Genomic DNA, 24,151 nt, shown 5'->3' on the forward strand with positions numbered 1-24,151 from the left:
TCCACCGACTGATCCACCGACTGATCCACCGACTGATCCACCGACTGATCCACCGACTGATCCATCGGCTGGTCCGTCGACTGACCCATCGACCCTGCCGATCCCGCTGACCCCGCCGACCGGACGGTGACCCCCATGGACACGCTCAGCAACCGCGCCGAGGCGCAGAAGATCGCCCAGTTGCTCGACGTCCTGCCGGAACAGCTGGACTTCCTGCACGGGCTGCCCGCCGAGGACGTGCGGCAGCTCCGCGCCCGTACCGTCGACGCGCTCCACGACGACGTGCCGGACATGCTCGACCGCATCGCCGCCGCCACCAAGCTCGTCCCGGCCGGGGTCGCCGCCGCCATCTCGCAGAAGGCCCTCGGGCCGCGACTCGCCGCCTCCGTGGCCGGACGGCTGGAACCGGCGCGCGCCGCCGACATCATCGAGAAGCTGCCGGTCGCCTTCACCGCCGAGTCCTGCGGCCACCTCGACCCCCGCCGCATCGCCGCGATAGTCGACCGGCTGGACGAGGACCTGGTGGTCCGTATCGCCGTCGCCCTCGCCGAGCGCGGCGACCACCTGACGATGGGCCGTTTCGTCGGCCACCTGCGCGAGGGCGCCCTGCGGCGCATACTCCAGCTCATCGACGACGATGTGGTGCTGCGCGTCGGATTCTTCATCGACATGCCCGAACGCCTCGACGCCATCCTGGAACTGATGGGGGAGGAGCGGCTGACCTCGGTGGTGGCCACGGCCGGTGACGGGCTCTGGCCCGAGGCGCTGGCCGTGGCCGGGCTGGCCGGGCCCGAGCGGCGCGCCCGGATGGCGGCGCTGGCCGCCCGCCAGGACCCCGTACGGCTGGACGGGCTGGTGCGCACCGCACACGAACAGGGCCTGTGGGAGGCGCTGTTGCCGCTGGTGGCGCTGCTGTCCGAGGAGGACCGGCGCGCGGTGGCCGCGCTGCCGTCGCTGCGTGACGCCCAGGTGCTCGGCGGGGTGGTGCGGGCGGTGGTGGCGACCGGGCTGTGGGCGGAATTCCTGCCCCTGGTGAGCGTGTTGCCGCCGGAGTCGCGCAAGGCGGTGGCGGACGCGGCGGGGGAGTTGCCGGACGCGGAGCTGGACGCGATGGTGCTGGACGTGGAGAAGCGCGACCTGTGGGGCGCGGTGCTGCCCCTGGTGGAGTTGATGGACGACCCCGCCAAGGAGCGGGTGTTCGCGCTGCCGTCCTTCCAGGAGCGGGGGCGGCAGGGGTAACGGGGGCGGCGGTCGGCGGACGTTCGCCGTCGGCCCAATTCGCCCCGGGCGCAAAGCGGGTGACCCGTGAAGGGCCGCCCGTTAGCGTCCCGATCATGGATGCCTCTTCGGACACCACACCCACCACAACCACTGCCGCGCCCGCCCCCGCCGCTCCCGGCCGGATGGCCCCCGGCATCTGGCACGTGCCGTTCCCGGTCGGACACGTCTACCTCGTACGGCTTTCCGACGGCGGGTTCGCGGCCGTCGACACCGGCGTGCCGGGCTCGGCCCCCGCCGTCCTGGACGCGCTGGCCGCCATCGGCGGCCGGCCGGACGCGCTGCGGCAGATCGTGATCACCCACTTCCACATCGACCACATGGGCTCCGCCGCCGATCTGGTGGCCGCCACCGGCGCCCGGGTCCTGGCGGGCGCGGCGGACGCCCCGTACATCCGCGGCACCGCCACCGAGCCGACGCCGCTCCTCACCGCCAAGGAGCGGGCCCTGCACGAACAGGCCCTGGCGGGGCTCGCCGCGGCGGGCACGCCGCCGCTCCGGCACGTCCGGGTGGACACCGAACTCCACGACGGCGACACCCTCGACGGCTGGCCGGAGGGGACCCGCGTCCTGCACGTCCCGGGTCACACGCCGGGCAGCATCGTCCTCCACCTGCCCGCCGCCGGCGTGCTGTTCACCGGCGACACCATGGGCCTGGGGCCGGACGGCCGCCTCGTCCTCGGCCCGTTCAACGTCGACCGGGACGAGGCCGTCGCCTCCTTCCGGCGGCTCGCGGCGCTGCCCGGCGTGGACACCCTGTGCGTCTCGCACGGCGAACCGCTCCGCACCGGCGCGGCGCGCGCCCTCCAGGAGGCCGCGCCGGAGACCGACTGGCTGTGAGGCGGGTGACCTGACCCGCGCGAACGGGCACGGGCGGCGGGCCGGATTCCCGGCCGTCCGTGCCCGTCGCGTACGGGCAGAATGTCGCGTACGGGAGAACAGGCCGGCGCGCCGCCCGACCGCGGTGCCGGAGGTGACAGAAAGGTTCCGTCATGCAGCTGCACACCCACGAGTGGGGGACCGGTGACCGGCTCGCGGTGCTGGTCCACGGCATCATGTCGGACCACCGCACCTGGCGCCGGGTGGGCCCGGCGCTGGCCGACCGCGGTTACCGGGTCATCGCCGTCGACCTGCGCGGCCACGGCGCGAGCCCGCGCGGCCCCTACAGTGACGCGCTGTTCGCCGACGACCTGGTGGAGACCCTGCCCGCGGGCGCGGAACTGGCGCTGGGGCACTCCCTCGGCGCGTTGGCGCTGTCGCTGGCCGTGGAACGGCTGCGCCCGAAGCGCGCGGTCTACTCGGACCCGGCCTGGACCCGCGGCAACACGCAGCTGCCGATGGATCCCGCGCTGTTCGCGGAGTTCAAGCGCGCCACCCCGCAGATGGTGCGCAGCTTCAACCCGTGCTGGGAGGAAGCCGACGTACAGCTGGAACTGGCGACGATCGACGCCTGGGACGAGGCCAGCGCGTACGCCCTGTCCGGCAGCCACCGCGAAGAGCGCATACCGGAGCGGGCGGTCGTGCCCTCCCTGGTGCAGGTGGCGGGGGAGGGCTTCCTCTTCACGGAGGCGGACAAGGAGCGGGTGGTGGCGCGCGGCTTCGAGGTGCGCACGGTCGAGGGCGCCGGGCACGTCATCCACCGGGACGACTTCGACGGCTTCATGAAGTCGCTGGAGGGCTGGATCTAGTCGTGGGAGGGCCGGAACCGGTGGAAGTCGCCCGGCCCGGAGCGCGCTTGCCGGAATTGATGCCGAATGTTCAAAGTTGTACCACTGGTCGTCCGGCCACCCGCGGTGCGGGGCGCGGGTGTGCCGCCGGGGTGTTTTGCCGCGCTCGACGGCGGCTGATTAGGGTGTGGTCCGTGGTAGTAGCAACCACCCGCTCCCGGCCTGCGGACCGGCGTCCCGAATCCCCCTGAGGCAGCACGACGATGACCGAACCGGCGATTGCGGCCCGAGGCCCTGCCGCCGCGCCGGAGCGCCCCGGGCCGGCCCTTCCGCCGCCCGCGCGGCGGTTCACCGAGGACCGCATCACCAGCCTCGTCCTGACCTACCGTCAGCCGCTGTTACGGTACGTCACCGGCCTGCTGCCCGCCGACCCGCAGCGCGCGGAGGACGTCGTCCAGGAAACGCTGCTGCGCGCCTGGCAGGAAAGCGACATCTCGCGCGTCCGGGACACCCGGCGCGAGGCCGGATGGGAACCGGGACTGCCCTGGCTGTTCAGGGTCGCCCGCAACGTCGTGATCGACTGGAGCCGGCGCGACAGCTCCCGGCCGGTCGTGCCGACCGGGCTGCCGCCGGAGACGGCCGGCCCCGCGGACGAGATCGCGCACGTCGTGGAGCGGACGCACGTCGTCGAGTTGCTCGCCCAACTGTCCCGCCCCCATCGAGAGGTTCTGGTGTACACATACCTGCTCGGCTGTTCCGGCCCCGACACGGCGCACGCGCTGGGCATACCGCCCGGCACGGTGAAGTCCCGGCTGCACCACGCCATGCACCACCTGCGGCGGGCGGCCGCGCCCGAGGCCGGGGAGCGCGGATGAGCGGCGTCGGCCACCCGGCGCCGCCGGGCCCGGCGGCGGCGCACGCACCGCTGCCGCTGGCCCTCGGCATGCCGGACCGCAACTCCTGGCTGATCCTCATCGGCTTCCTCGTCGCGCTCGTCCTGATCCTCTGGCTCATCGGCCGTGCCGTGCGCAAACAGGGCGGCTTCCGCCGCGCCTGCCGCCGGATCGCCTGGGAGGTCCGGATGACCGCGCGCGCGTTCACCGCGCCGCTGCGCGCCTACCGGCGCCACCGGCGCTGCGCCCGCACGCTCGCCGCGTACTTCGCCGACCCGGCCGCCTACGCCACCTCGCGCGCCGCGCTGGACCGCGCGGACGCGGACGCGGGCGACGGCTGCTACGCACCGGCCGTCCAGCTCGCGCAGACCCGCGACCGGGTGCGCGTCGTCGTGGCGGGCCGCGACCCGGCCGGTGCCGCCGGGCCGGCCCTGCCCTGGACGGACGCGTCGGGCGAGCCGGGGGAGTGGACCTGGTCCGCACCGGCCGACGCGGTACGGGGCCCCGCCGGCCACGGCCGGGCCGTACGGCTGCCGCTCGTGCTGGGCGTGGACCGCAGGACGCCGGGCGTGGTGCTCGTCGACTGGCTGCGCGGTCCCGCGGCGCTGGGCGTCGAGGGCGACCCCCAGGTGTCCCGCAGCGTGCTCCAGGCGCTGGCCGCGCAGGTGGACCGGATGCCCGACGGGCCGCCCGTCCTGATCACCGCGGGCGTCCACCCGCGCTTCCCGGGCCGTCCGCTGGACGACGTGCTCGCGGAACTCGCCGCCGGAATCCCCGGCCAGAGGCCGGAAGCGCAGGGGCCGGACGCTCAGGATCCGGACGCGACGGCGGTGCCGGTGGTGGTCTGCTGGGCGCCCGCACCCGAACAGGCGGCACGGCTCGCGGACCTGTGCGCACGGGGCCGCGCCCGCGCCCTCGTCGGCGGCCGGCTGCCCGGCGCCTGCTGGGTCCTGCACGCCGAGCCGGACGGGCGGCTGCTCGGCCCCGGGCCGCGGGTGGACGTGGAGTCGCCCGCGCTCGGCCCGGCCGTGGCCCGCGCGGTACGGCGGCGGCAGCCCGCGCCGTACTGCGTGCTGCCGGGGGCCGGTATGGCTACGGGTCCGGGGACAGACACTGGTACGGGGGCAACTGGGCCTGTACCCGCGCAGGCGGACCTGCGCAAGCCGGCGCCCGCACCCGAGCCGGAGCCCGCCCCCGTACGGCAGGCACAGCCCGCGCCGGACCTGCGGAAACCGGAACCCGCCCCGGACTCCACCGGTCCTCAGTCCTCCCCGGACTTCGCCGGTCCTCAGTCCTCCCTGGACTCCACCGGTCCTCAGTCCTCCCCGGACTTCGCCGAGCCCGTACGGGAACCGGCAGCCGCCGTACGCCCGCCCGAGCCGGAGACCGGCCCCACCGCGCCCCCGCAGGCAGCCCGTAGGGACGGCGCGCCGCGCGAATCCGCGGCACTGAGCGCCGACTTCGCCGAGCCCGAACCCGAGCCGGGCATGGGCACGGGCACCTCCGCACCGGCCCCGGCCCAGTCCCCGGCCCCTGCGCAGCCCTCAACCACGCCCGCCCACCGCCCGGCCGAAGCCTCCCCGGCGCCCGCCTCCGGCACCGCGTCCGCCTCCGGCACCGCGCCCGCCCCCGGCGCCGACTTCGCGGAGCCGGACTTCGCGGAACCGGACCTGGCCGAGCCCGGGTCCGCCGCCGCGCCGCCCGGCCTGGCCGGGGTGTCCGCCGCGGGCACCTCCGAAGCCGACTCCGACCCCGCCCCCGGCGATCCCCAGGAACGGACTCCCCGAACCCCGTGAGACTCTTCGTCACCCTCGCTCCGGCCGCCCCGGAAGCCTCCGCTCCGGCCCGGCCCGGCTCCCCGCACGCCGCCCCGGAGCGGCGCGACCTGGTCCTGCACACCCCGGGCTCGACCACCGTCGGCGCCCTGGCCGCGCGCCTGGCCGGCCAGGACGCGACCGAGGACGCGCCGCCCGCGCTCTACCTCGGCGACCGTGAACTGCCCGCCAACCTGCCGATATCCGCCACCGGCATACGCGACGGCGCCACGCTCGGCCTCGGTGGCCCCGTACCGCCCGACCCGGACGGCGGCTACGGGCCCGAGCGCGCCGAGCTGCCGCCGCCGTCCCGCTCCGCCGACGGCGAGCGGCTGCCCCGCGCGCCCCGCGTGGAACTCCAGCTGATCGGCGGGCGCGGCGCCGGCCGCGTCTGGCCGCTGGACGTCGGTACGCACACCGTCGGCCCGGCGGCGGGCAGTTCCGTACGTCTGACCGGCCGTGACGTGCCGGCGGCGGGCGTGCGCGTCACGGTGCGCGCGGACGGCACGGTGCTGCTCGACGCGGGCCCGGCGGCCCGCAGGCCCGCGAGCCGTACGGGCGCGGACGGCGGCACCGGCGCCACGCCCGGCCACCGCACCGACGTGTGCCTGTCCGTGCCCGAACCGCCGCCCGCCCGGCCCCGCGCCGACGCGACCCCGCTGCCGCCCCCGCCGCCGCCCGAACTGCCCGACCCGTACGCCGACACCCACGAGCCGCTTCCCGAGGGCTGGGTGGAATGGCCGCTCGGCGGTGAACTGCGGCTGGGCGAATACCTGCTGCGGGTGGCCGAGCCGACCGAGGCGGACGCCGCCGTGGCCACCTCCGAGGACGGCGCCTACCTGGACTTCAACCGGCCGCCGCGGATCGTGCCGCCGCTGGTGCCGGAACGGTTCACCCTGCCCTCGCCGCCGGTGCCGCCGCCCCGGCGCACCATCCCGCTGCTGGTGGTCGTCGCGCCGATGTTCATGGGCGTCGGCATGGTCGTCTTCCTGCACTCGTACTTCTACCTGATGTTCGCGTTCTTCAGCCCGGTGCTCGCCATCGGCAACTGGATCAGCTCCAAGCGCAGCGGCTGGCGCGACTTCCTGACCTCGGTCGCCAACTACCGCGCCCGGCGCACCTCGCTGGAGGAGGACGTCAAGGGCATGGTCGAGCGCGAGCGCGGCCTGCGGGTCGCCGCCGGGCCCGACCCGGCCGCCGCCGGCATGTGGGCCGTCGGCCCCGGCGCCCGGCTGTGGGAGCGCCGCCGCGGCCACCCGGACCACCTGCTGCTGCGCGTCGGCACGGTCCGCCAGGCGTCGCTGCTGACGATCGAGGACGCCTCCCGCGAGGACAACCACCGCTCCGTCAACTGGCAGATACCGGACATGCCGATCGGCGTGGACCTGTGCGGGGACGGCGTCGTCGGCATCTCCGGCGAGACCGACGCGGCCCGCGCGCTGGCCCGCTGGACCGTGGCGCAGGCCGCGATCCTGCACAGCCCGCGCGACGTACGGATCACCGTGCTCACCGACGCGGCGGGCGCGCAGGCCTGGGAGTGGGTGCGCTGGCTGCCGCACGCCCGCCCCGGCGAGGGCGGCGTCGCCGCGCCGCCCTCCGGCGGCCCCACCGTCACCGTCGGCAACGACCCGGAGACGGTCGCCAACCGGGTCTCCGAACTGGTCTCCGCGATCCGCTCCCGGGCCCGTTCGCGGGAGTCCGCGATGGGCGGCGCGCTGCTCGCCGAACCGGACCTCGTCGTGGTCCTCGACGGCGCCCGGCGGCTGCGCGACGTGCCCGGCGTGGTGCAGGTCCTCAAGGAGGGCCCGGCCGTACGGGTCTTCCTGATCTGCCTCGACCAGGAGGAGCGGATGCTCCCCGAAGAGTGCGTCACCGTATGCGCGGTCGGCGCCCGCGAGGTCACGCTGCGCCGTACCGGCAGCGCCGACCTCACCGGCATCCGGCCCGACCTGGTGGACACCGGCTGGTGCGAGCGGATCGGGCGCGCCCTGGCCCCCGTACGCGACGTCACCCCGGACGGCTCCGACGGCCTGCCGGACCGCGTCAAGCTGCTGGACCTGCTGGGCCTGGAGCCGCCGCGGGCCGACGAACTGGCCGCCCGCTGGACCAAGCGCCCGGCCTCCACCGGTGTCCTGCTCGGCACCGGCTACACCGGCCCGGTCACCTTCGACCTGGTCAAGGACGGCCCGCACGGCCTGATCGCGGGCACCACCGGCGCCGGCAAGTCCGAACTCCTCCAGACGCTGGTGGCCTCCCTCGCGGCGGTCAACCGGCCGGACGAGATGACGTTCGTGCTCGTCGACTACAAGGGCGGCAGCGCCTTCGCGGGCTGCGAGCGGCTGCCGCACGTGCTGGGCATGGTCACCGACCTGGACAGTCACCTGGTCGAGCGGGCCCTGACCTCGCTGACCGCCGAACTGACCCGCCGCGAACGCATCCTGGCCGACGCGGGCGCCAAGGACCACACCGAATACCGGGCGATGCGCCGCCGCGACCCCGCGCTGGCCCCGCTGCCCAGGCTGCTGCTCATCATCGACGAGTTCGCCACCCTGGCCCGCGACGTGCCCGAGTTCGTGCCCGGCCTGGTCGGCATCGCCCAGCGTGGCCGGTCGCTCGGCCTGCACCTGCTGCTCGCCACCCAGCGCCCGGCCGGTGTGGTCACCGCCGACATCCGCGCCAACACCAACCTGCGGATCTCGCTGCGCGTCACCGACGCCCTCGACAGCCAGGACGTGCTGGAGGTCAACGACGCGGTCAGCATCTCCAGCGACACCCCGGGCCGTGCCCTGGCCCGGGTCGGGCACCGCTCGGTGCTGCCGTTCCAGACCGCCTTCGTCGGCGCCGTACGCGACGGCGCGCAGGCCGCGCCCGCGGACGACGCGGACACCCCGGCCGGGCCGCAGCCCGAGGCGGAGGTGTGGACCAGCGAACTGACCTGGTCGCTGCTGGGCCGTACGGCGGCCGAGCCCGCCGAGGAGACCGCGGACCTCTTCGACGCCATCCAGGAGGCGATGGACGAACGCGACGCGGCCACCGACCTGACGGCCCTGGTCGACGCGATCCAGGAGGCCGCCGGGCAGCTGGGGATCGAGCGGCAGCCCAGCCCCTGGCTGCCCGCGCTGCCGCCCGCGGTCAGCCTGGCCGAACTGCCCGAGCGGCCCGACCCGGGCGACGGGCGCCTCGCGCCGGTCGTCTGGGGCGTGGCCGACCTGCCGGGCGCCCAGCGCCAGGAGCCCCTGGAGCTGGACCTGGCCCGCTTCGGGCACCTGTACGTCCTGGGCACCCCGCGCTCCGGCCGCTCCCAGGTCCTGCGCACCATCGGCGGCGCCCTGGCCCAGCGGCACTCCAGCGCGGACGTGCACCTGTACGGCATCGACGCGGCTGGCGGCGCGCTGGCGGCGCTGTCCGAACTGCCGCACTGCGGCGCCGTCGTACCGCGCGCCGACCTGGAACGGCTCGGCCGCCTGCTGACCCGCCTTACCGCCGAGATGAGCGCCCGCCAGGAACTGCTCACCTCGCACGGCGCGGCCAACCTCACCGAACTGCGCGCCCTCCTGAAGCCCGCCGAACGCCCCGCCCACATCGTCGTCCTGATCGACGGCTGGGACTCGCTGGCCGCCCTCCTCGGCGACCACGACAACGGCCGGCCGGTCCAGGAGCTGACCGCGCTGATCCGCGAGGGCGCGCCGATGGGCCTGCACGTCATCGCCACGTCCGAGCGGGCCCTGATGACCGGCAAGGTCGCCTCGCTCAACGACGAGCGGCTGCTGCTGCGGATGTCCGACCGCAACGAGTACAGCCTGGCGGGCATCTCGCCCAAGCAGGTGCCGGCCGTCGTCCCGCAGGGCCGCGGCTGGCGCGGCGGCAGCGGCACCGAAATACAGGTGGCGCTGCTCGGCGAGCCGACGGAGGGGCCGGTCACCGGCCGCGATCAGGCCGAGGCGCTCAAGCGGATCGGGGAGCGGGCCGCCCGGCGCGACCGCGACCTGCCCGCGGCCCGCCGCCCCGCGCGCGTCATGAGCCTGCCGCGCCAGGTCTCCTTCACCGACGCGTACGAGAAGGTCCCGGCGGCCGACCGGCGTCCCCTGTGGGGCCTGCTCGGCGTCGGCGGCGACGAACTGGGCGCGATCGGCGTGGACTTCGCGGCCGACGCGCCGTCCTTCCTGGTCAGCGGCCCGCCCGGCAGCGGCCGGTCCACCGCGCTGACCACGCTCGCGGTGTCCCTGCTGGCCGGCGGCACCCGGGTGGTCGCGCTCACCCCGCGCGAATCGCCGCTGCGCGGCCTGGCCCGGCACCCGCGGGCCGTGGTCGTCCAGGACCCCGACCCGCTGGCCGACGAGGTCACCGCGGCGCTGAACGCCGAACCGGGGCCCGCCGTGGTCCTGGTGGACGACGCCGACCTGCTCGCCCAGCTGCCCGCCGCCGACGCGGCGCTGCGCGAGGTCGCCACCACCGGCCGGGACCGCGGCATCGGCCTGGTCGCCGCCGCCACCGCCGAGACGCTGACCTCGGTCGGCATCGGCTGGCTCGGCCTGGTGCGGCGCGTCCGCAAGGGCATGCTGCTCTCGCCGCAGTCACCGGGCGAGGGCGACATCCTCGGCGTACGGGTCCCGTACGACCTGCTGCGCGGCCGCCCGACCCCCGGGCGCGGCCTGACCGTCGACCCGGTCAGCGGCGCGCTGGTGTCGGTGCTGGTGCCGGAGACGGTGCTGCGCGACGGGGACGCGGGCTGACCGGCCGGCCCGTACGAACGACGGTGCCCCGCCACCGGACGGAAGTCCGGTGGCGGGGCACCGTCGCGTGGTGCGGAAGGCCGAGGGTCAGCCGGCCTTCTTGGCGCCGGCCGCGATGTCCGCGTCGATCTTCTCGATGTTGTTCTTGATCTGGTTGAACTGGTTGGCGAAGGAGTTGATGGACTCCACGGCCTTCTGCAGCGACGCGGTGAGGTTGTTGTACGACTCCTTCAGCGCCGGGCTGCTCTGCTGCATGAACATGCCGTTGTCCAGCAGGCCCTCGACCGTGGTCTTGGTGCTCAGCAGCAGCGGGTTGATGTCGTTGACGGCCTGGTTCATCACGCCGGAGACGCGCTGGATCTCGTTGTAGTCGAGGTTGATGTTGCCTGCGGGCATGGTGCTGTCTCCCTGGGTCGGTGTGGGGATGGATGGGGTTCCGGACGGGGTCCGGGGCGCGCCGGGCCGTCGGGGGACGGGCCGTCAGTCGTCGGACTTCTTCGGCTTCCAGCCGGTGTCCCCCTCGGCGTCGTCGCTCGTCCACTCCTCCGTCTTGCCGTCGGTCACCACGGTCTTGGTGCCGCTGCCGTCCTCGTTGACCTCGATGGTGGTGGTCACCTCGTGGCCGTTGAGGTCGACGGAGGAGTGGGTCGTGCCTTTCACCGTCTGCTCGTTGCCGTCCTCGTCGGGACCGACGGTGGTGTAGGTGGTCTTCGTTTCCCGGTGACCGGTCTTCTGGTCGGTGACCGAGGTGGTCGTGCCGGTCGTCGTGCTCTCGTTGCCCTCGGTGTCCTTCGTCTTGCTGGTGAAGTCGTCCGTGGTGGTCTTGTGCTCGGTCGTCTCGGTCGTCGTCGAGGTACCGGTGGTCTTGGTGACGCTCCCGAACACGTCCGTCGACTCGGAGTCGTACGTGCCGTCGGCGTGGTAGTTCGTGGTGTCGGTCGACTTCAGCCCCGTCTTGGTCTCCATCGTCGTGGTGATCTTCGTCGGCTTGCCGTCCGGCCCGTACTCGTACGTGGTGGTGGTCTTGTTGCCGTGCCCGTCGTCGGTGGTCCACTCGTGGGGACGCTCACCGGGCTTCTCGGGCTCCTTCGGCAGCAGGGACGGGTCGAGGTCCGGGTGTTCCTTCTTGGCGTTCTCGACCGCCTCGTGCCAGGCGTTCCACTCCTTGTCGCGGGCGGCCCACAGGTCGGAGGAGATCTGTGCGCTCTGCTTGGCCGCCTTGTTGGCCAGGTCGAAATCCCAGTCGGCCCACTTCTGCGCCACGCCCGTGTAGAGGTTCTTCAGCTTTTCCAGCTTCTCCTCGGAGCGTTTGAAGGAACCTTTCCACGTCGAGTAGTACTTGCGGATCGCCGCGACGGCCACCCGTGAGCCGACCTCGTCGACCGAGTACTCCTGCTTGCTCTCGCGGGCCTGCTTGACCTCGTCCTTCAGCTTGCCGGACTTCTGTGCGACATCGTTGAGCAGCTCGTAGTCAACGGCAATGTCGGACACGGTCACACCCCTCGCGCTGTTCCGGAGATCACTTCACGTCTCTCATGGTCAAACGCACGCCGAAGCGGAACGGTTCACCCCTGATCCGGAGAAGCGGCCGGAAGTGATGTCGTTCACACGGTGAACCGATCGGCTCACAGATACGTAAACGTAGGTGTGGTGTCCCCGAGCCGGCTGCGCTGAGCGCGCCGGACGTGACACGAGTGAACGGTTTGCTGCGCGAAGGGAAGAGGCTTGGCTACGCGTCCCGGTGACTGGGGGGCCCTCGGCCTCGACGGCGACCCGACCCCGGGGGACGCCTCCGCCATCACCACCATCGCCGACGCGATGCGCGACCTCGCCACCCACGCGGGCACCATCAACAACGGCCTCAAGGCCCTCCAGCAGACCGCCGGGGACGGCCAGCGTTTCATCGGCAAGACCGCCGACCAGCTGCGCGACCTGGTCGACGACCACCTGCACAACTTCGTCGGCCACGTCGAGGAGTCCTTCACCCAGGCCGAGGCGGCACTGCGCAAGTACGCCACCGCCGTCACCGACGCGCAGGCCGACGCCGACGCGGCCCTGGCCGCCGTCCAGGGGCTGGACGAGGACGACCCGCAGCGGCAGACCCACAAGGACCGGGCCGACGAGGCGAAGTCCGCGCTCAGCGCCGCGGCGAGCACCCTGGACAAGTCGCTGACCTCGGCCGGGTCGCTGATGGTCCAGCCGGTCAGCGACTGCGACCTGTTCTGGGAAGCCTTCCAGTGGCTGACCATCGTGCTGTCCGTCATCGCCATCTTCACCGGCGGTGTCCTCGCGGTCCTCGCCTGGGGCATGAACGCGGTCCTGCTGATCAAGACCATCGTCGACTTCAGCCAGGGCAAGGCCAGCGGCCTGGAGCTCGGGCTCGCCTTCCTCGGCGTGCTCTTCCCCACCACCAAGGCCCTGCCGGTCGGCTCCATCATCAAGGGCCTGGGCAGCGCCCTCAAGGGCGGCGTCGAGGGCATCGCGGGCGCCGGCAAGAACATCATCAAGGAGATCGGCCACTTCTCCTCGCTGCACGGCATTCCGAAGGTCGTGGTGGCACCGATCGTGCTCGGCATCCACGCGGCCCCCGCCTTCAACGTCGTCAACGGCTTCAAGGGGCTGGGCAATCTCGGCAAGGGCGGCTGGGAGTCGCTGGTCAAGACCGTCACCAAGGACTGGGCCGACGTCACCAAGGGCGTCGCCGGGGACTGGGGCAAGATCGGCGCGTACGCGAAGGTCACCTTCGAACGGCTCGGCCGGGCCGGTATCGCCACCATCCTCCCCCTGGACTTCACCGAGATGGGCGTGCTGGGCATCGGCGGCGCCGCGCGGCTCGCCTTCGCCGAACGGGTGCTCGGCATCCCGCAGCCGGACCTGCAGAAGCTGCTGGCCAACGCGGGGCGTACGGACGCGGCGGTGCGCGACGGCACCTTCGGCATCGGCCCGCTGGCGCCGTTCCGGCCCGTCGGCGGCAACGGCGTGCACTTCGTGCCGGGCGGCTTCGTGGACCTGTCGGCCCTGCACCTCGTCCCCGGCGGGTTCCACGGCGTGTCGATCCCCGGCGTGCACATTCCCTCCGTGTCGCCCGGCAGCCTCACCAAGTTCCCCGGAGCCGCCGTACCGAACGGCATCGGCGGACTCCACCTGGACGGACTGGGAGCCTTCCGGCCGGGCGGGCCGACCGCCTTCAACGTCAACGTCCCCGGCAACCTGGTGCCCAACGGACTGGGCTCGTTCGGGCACGGTGGCCTGAACGTCAACCTGCCGAAGAACCTGGGTGATGTGGGTTCTTTGGGCTCGTTCGGACACACCGGTCTCAACTTCAATCTCCCCGGAAACCTGGGCAACCCCGGGTTCAAGGGGCTGGGTTCCGTCCCGCACGCCGGCGTGCACGTCCCGCACACCGTCAACGCCCCGCACAACATCAGTGTCCCGGGCGGGACCGGCGTGCCGCACGGCATCACCGTGCCCAGCGGCTCCTTCACGCACACCGGCCTGCACATCGACCAGCCCGCGCCGGTGACCACCCCGCACCTGCCGGGCACCACCACGCTCGACAACGGCCTGACCGTCCCGGACGCGCACGGCGCCGGTGCCACCCGGCTCATCCAGCAGACCGACTTCGCGGCGGGCAACGTCCGCCTGGACAGCAACCTGTTGCTGTCCGCCGACACCGCCATCGACCTGCTCAAGGACACCCACGTGTCGTCCCCGCTGGGGCACGGGGTGGCGGAGGCGGCCAACGTCCGCGTCCCGGAGGTGTCGTTCGACGGCGGCTTCATGCACGGCATCGGCGACGGCCACTCCATGGCCCGCGGCGCCATCGGGCACGGCGAGGCACTGGAAGACTGGACCTTCCCCGAGCTGACCGCGCTGGCCAACGGCGACGTCGCGGTGACCGCCTTCCACGCGGACGGCATCAGCTTCCGCATCGGCGACGCGGCGCCGCGCACGATCACCGCGGAGGACCTGGCCGGCACGGTGCCCGGCGGGCCCGCGAAGGTGGGGACGACGGACACGCAGAACCTGGCGAACCCGCACAACCCGGCGCAGACCCACCATCTGACGGGTACGCAGCAGGTGCCCGGTGGCGCGGGACAGACGCCGGGCGCGCACGGTGGTGCGGAAACGATCCGGCCGACGGGTGTGGGAGCCCAGGGTGACGTGTCCGCCCTCGTGGGCGCCGTACCCCCGCCCCGCAACCTCACCAAGACCCCCGACGGCATACCGGCGGCCGGCGCCCAGGACCCGCTGCGGCTGAAGACCCCGGAGACCGGCAAGACCCCGGAGACCGGCAAGGCCACGGCCGACGGCTCCGGCGCCGCCGCCGGGACGGCGCCCCGGCCCGTCGTCAACGAGCACGACCTGGCGATGAGCCTGCTCGACACCGGCGACCGCAAGCCGCTCCCGTCCACCGGCCAGAGTGCCGCTTCCGGCAGCCCCTCCGGCGTGTCCGCCGTCCCCGACCTGGACGGCGCGGGCGCCCGCGGCGCCACCGGTCCCGCCGACCACAGCGTCCTCGACCTGATCGCCCACCCGGGCGGCCCGGCGAAGGCGGCGGACGAGGCGGCCGCCGCCGTACCGGCCGCCGTGCGGGCCACCGAGCACACGCCCACGCCCGCCCCCGCGCCGAAGCCCGAGCCCACGCCCAGCCCCGCGCCCGGGCCGAAGGGCCCCGTCGCCGGTCCTCCGGGCCACCGCTTCGGCGGCTTCTCCGGCGCCGCGGCCATGAACCAGCGCCTGCGTGCCCACCACGAACTGATCCTCGGCGGTTCGACCGGCCCCGAGGCCGGCGCGAAGCTCAACGCCTGGGCCGGTTACGAACACGCGCTCTCGGAGCTGGGGAAGGCCGAGCGCAAGGTGGACGAGGTGACGCCGCCGCCCGGCGCGGCCGCCGGCGAGCCCTCGCCCGCCCTGGCCGACGCCCTGGACGAACTGGGCGTCAAGCAGGCCGAGGTCGCCAAGGCCGAGGCCAGGCTGGACGAACTGGGCATCGACGGACCGCGTACCCGCAAGCAGATCAACGCCCTCACCGGCGGCATCTTCGGCGAACACGGCCCCGGCGGTGTCCCCCGCCCGCAGCCGCGGCCGGAGGCGCAGGCCGTGCCGACCGCCGACCTCGGCAAGGGCAGGACGGACCTCGCGGACGCCGGGCCGGTACCGACCGCCGACAAGGGCAAGGGCGTGGCCGACGTCACCACCCCCGAGCCCGCCCCGCACATCGACAAGGGCAAGGCCACTTCGGACTTCGCGGAGCCCGAGCCCGTACCGGAGACGCACGTCCCGCGCACCCCCGCGCCGGACCGGCTCGGTCACACGCCCGGTTCCGGGATCGGTGACCGTGCCGCGGTCCGGCACGACATCGTCACCGGTGGGGCGAGCGGACCGCAGGCGGAGCTGCGGCTCGGCGCGTGGGAGCGGTACGAGCGGGCGTCGTTCGACCTGGCGAAGGCCCAGGACAAGGTGGACGGGCTGGTGCCCAAGGCGGGGCAGCCGGGACCGTCCACGCCGTCCGCCGCCGCGATCGAGGCGCTGGACGATCTGGGTGCCAAGCGCGCCGAGTTCGCCGACGCGGAGGCGCGGCTCGGCGACCTGGGCATGGACCCGCACGGCATCCGGCAGCAGATCGACGACGCCAACACCGCGATCGCCGTCGACCGGGCGCAGCGCGGGGAGTACGTCGGCCCGCTCGGCGGCGCACCGTCCCCGCACGGCGGCGACCCGCTGCCGGTCGGACCGCACGACTGGTCCCCCGACCCGGAGGCGCCGCACGCCCTGTGGCCCGAACCGGGCACCCACGGGGCCGGCCGCACCATGGTCAACCAGTCCTTCCGCGACCTGCCGTACGCGGGCCACCAGCCGCTCACGGCGGGGGACTACCTGAGCTGGATGCGGGCGAGCACGGAGGAGGGCCGCCCGCTGTCCTACGTGGTCAACACCATCGTCTCGTACCGCGAGATCGGCGGCGGCAAGCTCCAGGACTTCCTCGACTCCATCACCCGCGGCCTGGACGGCTACGACGGCCGCCTCGGTGTGGTGATCGGCGTCAACGGCAGGCTGGAGGACCTCGCCGCCATCCACCGCGCGATGGACGACGCCCTCGCCTCGGTGCACTTCGACCACCCGCTGGCGATGGTGGCCACCACCTTCTACGGCGACGCGTTCCCGTACGGCACCATCCGCAACCTCACCATGACCAGCCCCGCGGCCCGGTCGATGGCGCATTCGATGATGCACGGCGGCGGGGCGGCCGGCCCCAGCCACCCGTACTGGGCCTTCATGGACTTCGACGTGTACGAGCACACCGTCCCCAGCGGCCGGCACGTCTTCGACCACTTCGACCGGGAGCTGAACCTGGGCGCGGGCGGGGCCGTGGACGACTGGGCCAAGAAGCTCCCCGACGACACGGGTGCCGGGGGGAAGGCGGCCGACGACTCCGCGGCGGTGGCGGACGTGCCCGACACCCCGCCGCTGCGCCCGCTGGTGATGACCGGCGGCTACCGGGTGCCCGCCAAGACCGGCGAGACGGTGATCGTCGACGGCGTCGAGGTGGACCGCTCGGTGGTGGACCTGATCCGGGCGACCAAGACCCGCGACGACACGCCCGAGGGCATGGTCTTCACCCAGCAGCTGGTGGACAAGTTCGCGTCCGTCGTCGACTCCGACATGCGCATCCGCGCCAAGATGGCCGGCTTCCACGGCCTGCTGCCGTACGGGCCCGAGCCGAACCTCTTCGTGGACGCCGCCATCACCATGGTGGACGACGTGCGGCTGGCCGAGGGCGTCTGGCGGCCGGTCCGGTTCGGCGGCGGCACCGGTGAGTACAAGGGGCTGCGGGAGCGGCTCAATTACTTCAACGCCTGGGAACTGGACCAGACCCTGCCGGACCTCCCGGGCAACACGGTCGCGCGGGAGATCGCCGCCGCCAACTCCGTGCTGCCCGACCGGGGCACCGCGTTCCTGGCCGACTTCGTCGACGGCGCCGTCCCCACCGACCTCTCGCGTCTGATGTCGGGCTACTACAAGCACGGCAAGGCCGGTGGCGTCGGCAACATGCCGCAGGAGCACCTGACCCCGAAGAACGTGGTGGAGCACGTCTTCGCCCGGGACACCTTCGACCTGGAACCGAGCCTGTCGCGCGCCAAGGACGACACGAAGTTCAAGGAGATCCGCGAGGACCTGGCCAAGGGGAAGTCGCCGGAGCAGGCCTTCAAGGACGATCCGCTCAAGCCCGTCGGCATCGACGGGCGGCGGCCGGAGTTCAACGAGCACCCCCGCGCCACCGTCGAGCGGCTGGGCGCCGGGCTGGGGGCCGACCACAACACCCTCGGCCTGAACATCTCCATCCGCGTACCGGGCAAGCCGGACGGGCTCGTGGTGGGCATCGTGCCCGCGGACAAGCGGTTCCTCAGCCACGCGGTGGCCACCGCCCCCGAGGAACTGGCGTACAAGCGGCTGCAGAACTACGTGATCGCCGAGGTGCTGCCCCAGGGCGGCCTGCCGCACGACTCGCTGCTGCGCGCCCTGCCCGAACCGCCCGTGGGCGGCTCCGGCCCGAAGGGGCCCGGGATGAAGCCGGGCACCATCCTGGACGCCCCGGCGCTGCTGACGCAGGTCCAGCGGCAGATGGGCAAGAACGGCGTCGAAAACATGATCAACGACGCCTACGCCCAGGGCATCGACGGCCGTGCGCTGGCCGTCGGCCTGCTCTCCGGGCGCCTGGGCCCGGATGTGTCGGACCTCGGGCCGATCGAGCAGATCATGCTGGACCGCTATGCCACGGCGCTCAACCGGCCCCTGGAGATCCGGGGCGCGGACGGCACCACCCACACGGTCGACATCAAGACCCGCAGGCCGGGCCGGCCGCTGTACGTGACATGGGTCCCGGACCACGGCGGCCCGCAGCCCGGACACTGGGAGGTGGGCGACGACGTGCCCGCGCCGCCGCCCGACAAGGGCAACGGCGGCCCGGGCGGCACCGGCACGAAGGGTCCCGGCTCCACCACCCCGCCGCCCGCGCCGGACCGGCTCGGCCACACCCCCGGCTCCGGGATCGGTGACCGTGCTGCGGTCCGGCACGACATCGTCACCGGTGGGACGAGCGGACCGCAGGCGGAGCTGCGGCTCGGCGCGTGGGAGCGCTACGAGCGGGCGTCGTTCGACCTGGCGAAGGCCCAGGACCGGGCGGACGGGCTGGTGCCCGAGGCCGGGCAGCCGGGTCCGTCCAAGCCGTCCGCGGCGGCCCTGGAGGCGCTGGACGATCTGGGCGCCAAGCGCGCCGAGTTCACCGAGGCGGAGGCCCGGCTGGAGGAGCTGGGCATGGATCCGCACGCGATCCGGCAGCAGATCGACGACGCCAACACCGCGATCGCCGTCGACCGGGCGCAGCGCGGGGAGTACGTCGGCCCGCTCGGCGGCGCACCGTCCCCGCGTGCCGGGGGACCGAGCGGCTCGCACGACGTCGAGATGGCCGACGCGGCACCGGGAGCGTCGGCCCCCGGCGGCAACCACACCATGCCCGCCGGGCTGCAGTGGGACCGCAACCTCAGCCGGGGGACCGTCACCGGCGACATCCGGGTCAACACCGCGTTCCGGGACCTCCACGGGCACAGCCAGCGGCCGCTGTCCGAGACGCAGTACCTGGACAACCTGCGGCAGAGCCTGGACGAGCGGCGCCCGATCTCCTACATCGTCAACGCCGTCGTCAAGTACGACGAATTCGGCCCCGGCCAGCTGGAGGACTTCCTGCGGGCGGTCCGCACGAACATGCCCGGCAGCTTCGACGGCCGCTTCGGCGTGGTCATCGGCGTCAACGGGCCCGCGGCGGAGATCGGCCGGATCAACGCCGCGGTGCGCCAGGTCCTGGACGACGTGCACACAAACTTCCCGCTCGCCGTGGTCGGCGTCGGCTGGAACGGTGCCGATTTCCCTTTCGGCACCGTCCGCAACAGCGTCATGACCAGCCCGGCCAGCCGGTCGATGATCCACACGATGATGACCGGCGGCGCCGACGGCACGGGCGCGACCCATCCGTACATCGCCTTCATGGACTTCGACAACTTCGAGCACACCGTGCCCAGCGGCCGGCACATCTTCGACTTCTTCGAGAAGAGGTTCGAGATACGGGGCGTCGAACGGGCCGGCGAGCCGTCCTCCGCCCCGCCGCTGCGCCCGCTGATGATGGCCGGCGGCTACCGGGTACCCGAACCGCCGGCCGCCGGACTGCCCGACCCGCTCCTGGTCAAGACCGACGAACACCTGGCCAAGGCCGAGGCGAAGGCCGCCGAGGAGGCCCTGGCCGCGGGCGCCGCGAACAAGTTGCCGGACGACGCCGACCCGTCGTCCGCCGCCGACCCCGGCGGGTCCAAGAGCAAGGGGAAGGGCAAGGCCAAGGCCGTGGCGCCGCCGCGCCTGCCGGGCGAGCTGCGGGTCACGCCGGACGACCGGAAGGTCTTCGTCAACCGGGTCGACGCGGACACCCTCGCCCGCGTCGGCATCGCCGGCAGCCACGACCTGCTGCCGTACGCGCCCGAGCCCAACCTCTTCGTGGACGCCTCGGCGACGCTGGTGGACACCGCGCCGGTCAAGAACTGGACGCCGCTGCGCTTCGGCCCCCGCGGCGCCGAGTTCCACCAGATGAGCCGCGCGCTCAACACCTTCAACGCCTGGGAGCTGGACACCACCCTGCCGCGGCTGACCGAGGCCGACTTCCCCCAGCTGCCGGGGGAGAGCCGCGAGGACTGGCTCAAGCGGGTGGACGACGGCATCGCCGACCGCGACGCGCAGCGCGCCATCGCGGCCGGCAACCACACCCTGCCCGACCGCGGCGCGGCCTTCGTCACCGAGTACGTGAGGGCGGCCATCCCCACCGACCTGTCCCGGATCATGGCCAAGTTCTTCGGCAAAGAGAAGAAGCTGCTCCAGGACCACGCCGGACTGTCGCAGCTGGAGCGCCTGGTCGAGAACAAGGACGCCAAGACCGGGCTGGAACTGGCGGACGTCCGCGACCACCGCTTCAGGCTGTCCCCGCAGGCGGCGGACCACATCAACCCGTTCCGGCCTGTCCTGGGGCCGGACCAGGAAACGCCCCGCGACGTGGCCGCGCGGCTGAGCGACGCGATGGGCTCGGACGCCAACCCGCTCGGACCCCAGGTCTCCGCCCCGCTGCCCAGCGAGCCGACGGTACGGGCCGGCATCAACCCGCAGGACATCCGGTTCATCACCCACGCCTACGCCCACAACTCCCAGGCGTCGCGGTTCCTGAACCACCTCGACCACGCCATCGTGTACCCCTCGCACCAGCCGCCGCCCACCTCGGTCTTCCACGCCTTCGAGCACGCGCCCGGCCGGCTGGGCCTGCCCTCACCGCAGGAGTTGCTGCGCGGCGTGCGCGACCAGCTGGAATTCCGCGGCAACACCAGGACCCGGATCGACGCCGCGATCGATGAGGCGATCGCGCGCGGGACCACCGGGCAGGAGCTGTACATCGCCCTGACCACCGGCCGGCTGCGCACCGCCAACTTCCTTCCCGACGGCCTCGCGGGACCCGTCGGCGGGCCCGCCCGGCACACCGCCGAGGACCTCGCCCTCCAGCGCTTCACCAACGCCCTCGGCCGCGAGCTGCACATCACCTTCGCCGACGGCAGCATGGCCACCTTCGCTCCCGACAACCTCCCGAAGAGGGTCAAGCGGCTGCCGCCCCCGGTGGAGATCGTCTGGACGGCCAGCCCGGACACCACGCGCTACCCGGACGGCGGATACTGGAGCATCGCCGACCCGGACGGGGCCCCGGCCGCCGGTGGCAAGCGCGGCCACGACAGCGCGGACGGACCGGGCGGCGACACCGGCCACCACAAGCGCCCGCGCAAGGGCAAGGGCCGGGCCGCCCCGCCCGCAGACCAGGACACGCCCATGGGAGACGCCCGATGACCACCGACCAGACGGCCGCGGGCGCCACGGTCCACCACGTGGCCCCCGGCCGGCCGGGGGCCCACGCCACCCTCGCCGCGGCGCTGCACGCGGCCGCGCCCGGTGACGAGGTACACGTCGCCGCGGGCGCGTACGAGGAGTCGCTGCGCGTCGACAGGGACGTGACCCTGCGGGCCGTGGACGGCGGCACCGTCACCCTCGCCGCCCCCGAGGGCGGCGCGCCCGCCCTCGAAGTCCTGCCCGGCGCCCGGCTGACGCTGGACGGCGTGACCGTGCGCGGCGGCGCGGCGGACCGGCCCGCCGTCCTGCTGTCCGGCGGCGTCACGCACTGGCACGGCGGCGGCACCGACCGCGGGCGCCTCGAAGTGCTGCGCGACGCCGCGCTCACCATGACCGGCGCCCGCCTGACGGGCGCCGCGCTGGCCGGCGCGCTGATCCGCACCACCGGCGCCGTGCGGCTGACGGACTGCGTCCTGGAAGGCGCCCAGGGCACCGGCGTCGTGGTGGGCGGCGACTCCCGGCTGGAGATGACCGGCAGCCGGATCAGGGGCGCCACCGGCTCGGGCGTGCGGGTCCGGGAGAACGCGCGCGTCGTCCTGCGGGACTGCCTGATCGACGGCGCGGGCCGCAGCGGCCTGCTCTTCGAGGACGGTTCGGCGGCCCTGCTCGTGGACTGCCGGGTACGGGACTGCGGCGGCGAAGCGGTACGGGTGCTGGACTCCTCGCCCGTACCCCGGGACGGCGACCCGTACGAGACGGCGGAGACCGCGGCACCGGCCGAGGCCCGCGGCGGACTGCTGCTGTACGGCTGCGAGCTGACCGGCGCGGGCGCCGACGCGCTGCACGTCGCCGGGTCCGGCGACGCCGTGCTCGCGGGCTGCGTCCTGCGCGACGGCGGCGGCGCGGGCGCCACGGCGGGGGAGCGGTCCCGGGTCCGGCTGGCCGACACCCGGATCGTACGGACCGCGTCGGCCGCCCTGACCGCCCACGGCTCGGCCCGGCTGGAGGCGCGCGGCACGACCGTACGCGGCTCGGCCGCCAACGGCCTGCTGGCCACCGGCTCCGCCGCCGTACGCATCACCGACGGGGAGGTGACCGACTGCCGGTTCAGCGCCGTGCACGCCGGGGGCGCCGCCGAGGTGACGCTGACCCGGCTGCGCGCGGGCCGGACCCCCGAACACGGGCTGCACGCCGTCGCCGACAGCCGCCTCACCCTGACCGAGGTGCACCTCACCGACTGCGGCATGTCCGGCCTCGATCTGTCCGGCGCGGCGGGCGCCGAAGCCGCCGGACTCTCGGTCGTACGCTGCCGCAACGGTGTCGTCGCCGGGTCCGGCGGCCCGGTCCGGCTGACCGGCTGCACGGTCACCGACGCCGAACGCGCCGGGTTCAGCTTCGGCCCCGGAGGCGCGGCGGAACTGGCCGAAGCCCGGGTGCTGCGCGCCGGGACGGCCGGGCTGGTGGTCCAGGACGGCGCCACCGTACGGGCCCGGGACGTGGAGATCACCGAGGCGGCCGGGTCCGGGGTGGTGGTGGCGGCGGGCGCCGCCCCGCACGCCAGCGGGGTACGGGTGGTCCGCCCCGGCAAGAACGGCCTGATCGTGGACGCCAAGGGCGCCGGGGTCTTCGAGGACTGCGAGATCACCGGGCCCGGCTACCCCGCCGTCCACCTGGGCGAGGCGGCCACCCCCGTACTGACCCGCATCCGCGTCCAGGACGCCGACGCCGACCTCAGCACCGGGGAAGGCGCCGAACCGGAGGTGCGCGACTGCGTCTCCTGGCGGGTCGAGGACGCGCACTGGCCCGCGCCGATGGCCCCCGTACCGGTCGCCGCCGGCGCCACCGCCACGGCGGCGCCCGGCGGCGACCCGCCCGGCGGCGGCACCGGCGACACCGCCACCACGGCCCCGCCCACCGAGGAGGACCTCGACGAACTCCTCGGCGAACTCCACCAGTTGATCGGCCTGGACCGGGTCAAGCAGGACGTGGCCTCGCTCGTGAAGCTGATGCGCATGGTCCAGCGCCGGGAGGCGGCCGGGCTCGCGGCGCCGCCGCTCAGCCGCCACCTGGTCTTCGCGGGCAACCCCGGCACCGGCAAGACCACGGTGGCCCGGCTCTACGGGCGCATCCTGGCCGCCGTCGGCCTGCTGGAGCGCGGCCACCTCGTCGAGGCCGACCGCTCCGCGCTGGTCGGCGAGTACGTCGGCCACACCGGCCCGAAGACCCAGCGGGTCTTCATGGAGGCGATGGGCGGCGTGCTGTTCATCGACGAGGCCTACTCCCTGGCGCCCGCGCACTCCTCGGGCGGCAACGACTTCGCGCAGGAGGCCATCGCCACCCTCGTGAAGCTGATGGAGGACCACCGCGACGAGGTCGTGGTCATCGTCGCCGGCTACCCGGCGGAGATGGAGCACTTCATCGACTCCAACCCCGGCCTCGCCTCCCGCTTCAACCGCACGCTGCTGTTCGAGGACTACGACACCGAGGACCTGGTGCGCATCGTGGAACAGCACGCGGCGGCCCACCAGTACGAACTGACCGACGCGGCGCGCGCCACGCTCGGCGCCTACTTCGACCACGTCCCCCGGGACGGCCGGTTCGGCAACGGGCGCTCGGCCCGGCAGACGTTCCAGGCGATGACCGAACGCCAGGCGTACCGCGTCGCGGAGAACGACGCGCCGTCCGAGGCGGACCTGCGGACGCTGTCCCAGCTGGACGTGCCGGAACTGGACGTACCGGAACGGGACGTCACGGAGCCGGACCCCACCGGCACCGGCGCGCCGCAACCGCTCCCGTCCGGGCCGGGCGGGCCCGTCCGCCCGGCCTGACCCGCCTCCC

General features: G+C 74.1%; 10 protein-coding genes. 8 read left to right on the forward strand and 2 right to left on the reverse strand.

Annotated elements, in window-relative coordinates:
• Positions 1–135 precede the first annotated feature (135 nt).
• From CP973_RS11445 to CP973_RS11470, 6 genes are all read left to right on the forward strand, one after another.
• Positions 136–1,239, forward strand: coding sequence for a hypothetical protein (locus tag CP973_RS11445; RefSeq protein ID WP_150239873.1), 1,104 nt, complete (start codon positions 136–138; stop codon positions 1,237–1,239).
• A 95-nt stretch (positions 1,240–1,334) separates the two neighbouring features.
• Positions 1,335–2,117, forward strand: a complete 783-nt coding sequence (locus CP973_RS11450) for an MBL fold metallo-hydrolase (RefSeq protein ID WP_150239875.1) — start codon at positions 1,335–1,337, stop codon at positions 2,115–2,117.
• A 152-nt stretch (positions 2,118–2,269) separates the two neighbouring features.
• The gene (locus CP973_RS11455; RefSeq protein ID WP_150239878.1) at positions 2,270–2,965 is read left to right on the forward strand and encodes an alpha/beta fold hydrolase; all 696 of its coding nucleotides are present in this window, start codon (positions 2,270–2,272) and stop codon (positions 2,963–2,965) included.
• A gap of 242 nt (positions 2,966–3,207) precedes the next feature.
• Positions 3,208–3,819 carry a sigma-70 family RNA polymerase sigma factor gene (locus CP973_RS11460; RefSeq protein WP_150239880.1) on the forward strand — a complete coding sequence of 204 codons (612 nt, stop codon included), beginning with the start codon at positions 3,208–3,210 and terminating at the stop codon, positions 3,817–3,819.
• The gene (locus CP973_RS11465) at positions 3,816–5,633 is read left to right on the forward strand and encodes a hypothetical protein (RefSeq protein WP_150239882.1); all 1,818 of its coding nucleotides are present in this window, start codon (positions 3,816–3,818) and stop codon (positions 5,631–5,633) included. The genes CP973_RS11460 and CP973_RS11465 overlap by 4 nt, the downstream gene beginning before the upstream one ends.
• The gene (locus CP973_RS11470) at positions 5,630–10,384 is read left to right on the forward strand and encodes an FtsK/SpoIIIE domain-containing protein (RefSeq protein WP_150239884.1); all 4,755 of its coding nucleotides are present in this window, start codon (positions 5,630–5,632) and stop codon (positions 10,382–10,384) included. Before CP973_RS11465 ends, CP973_RS11470 begins: the two co-directional genes overlap by 4 nt.
• Before the next feature lie 87 nt (positions 10,385–10,471).
• Here the strand turns inward: CP973_RS11470 and CP973_RS11475 are convergent, their stop codons facing one another.
• Together CP973_RS11475 and CP973_RS11480 are read right to left on the reverse strand one after the other, a co-directional pair.
• On the reverse strand, positions 10,472–10,780 hold the full coding sequence (locus CP973_RS11475; RefSeq protein WP_030373296.1) for a hypothetical protein: 309 nt from the start codon (positions 10,778–10,780) through the stop codon (positions 10,472–10,474).
• A gap of 84 nt (positions 10,781–10,864) precedes the next feature.
• Positions 10,865–11,875: a hypothetical protein gene (locus CP973_RS11480; protein WP_150239886.1), complete on the reverse strand. Its 1,011-nt coding sequence runs from the start codon at positions 11,873–11,875 to the stop codon at positions 10,865–10,867.
• A 234-nt stretch (positions 11,876–12,109) separates the two neighbouring features.
• Here CP973_RS11480 and CP973_RS11485 point away from each other — a divergent pair, with 234 nt between their 5' ends.
• The gene (locus CP973_RS11485) at positions 12,110–21,313 is read left to right on the forward strand and encodes a putative T7SS-secreted protein (RefSeq protein WP_150239888.1); all 9,204 of its coding nucleotides are present in this window, start codon (positions 12,110–12,112) and stop codon (positions 21,311–21,313) included.
• Positions 21,310–24,141 carry a right-handed parallel beta-helix repeat-containing protein gene (locus CP973_RS11490; RefSeq protein WP_244409388.1) on the forward strand — a complete coding sequence of 944 codons (2,832 nt, stop codon included), beginning with the start codon at positions 21,310–21,312 and terminating at the stop codon, positions 24,139–24,141. Before CP973_RS11485 ends, CP973_RS11490 begins: the two co-directional genes overlap by 4 nt.
• The last annotated feature ends 10 nt before the right edge of the window (positions 24,142–24,151 follow it).

This window comes from Streptomyces albofaciens JCM 4342 (assembly GCF_008634025.1).
Classification (GTDB): Bacteria; Actinomycetota; Actinomycetes; order Streptomycetales; family Streptomycetaceae; genus Streptomyces; species Streptomyces albofaciens.

Coding starts and splice junctions, on each gene's coding strand:
- CP973_RS11490 (WP_244409388.1), top strand. CDS start 21,310: ATGACCACCGACCAGACGGCCGCGGGCGCCACGGTCCACCACGTGGCC.
- CP973_RS11455 (WP_150239878.1), top strand. CDS start 2,270: ATGCAGCTGCACACCCACGAGTGGGGGACCGGTGACCGGCTCGCGGTG.
- CP973_RS11445 (WP_150239873.1), top strand. CDS start 136: ATGGACACGCTCAGCAACCGCGCCGAGGCGCAGAAGATCGCCCAGTTG.
- CP973_RS11465 (WP_150239882.1), top strand. CDS start 3,816: ATGAGCGGCGTCGGCCACCCGGCGCCGCCGGGCCCGGCGGCGGCGCAC.
- CP973_RS11460 (WP_150239880.1), top strand. CDS start 3,208: ATGACCGAACCGGCGATTGCGGCCCGAGGCCCTGCCGCCGCGCCGGAG.
- CP973_RS11450 (WP_150239875.1), top strand. CDS start 1,335: ATGGATGCCTCTTCGGACACCACACCCACCACAACCACTGCCGCGCCC.
- CP973_RS11475 (WP_030373296.1), bottom strand. CDS start 10,780: ATGCCCGCAGGCAACATCAACCTCGACTACAACGAGATCCAGCGCGTC.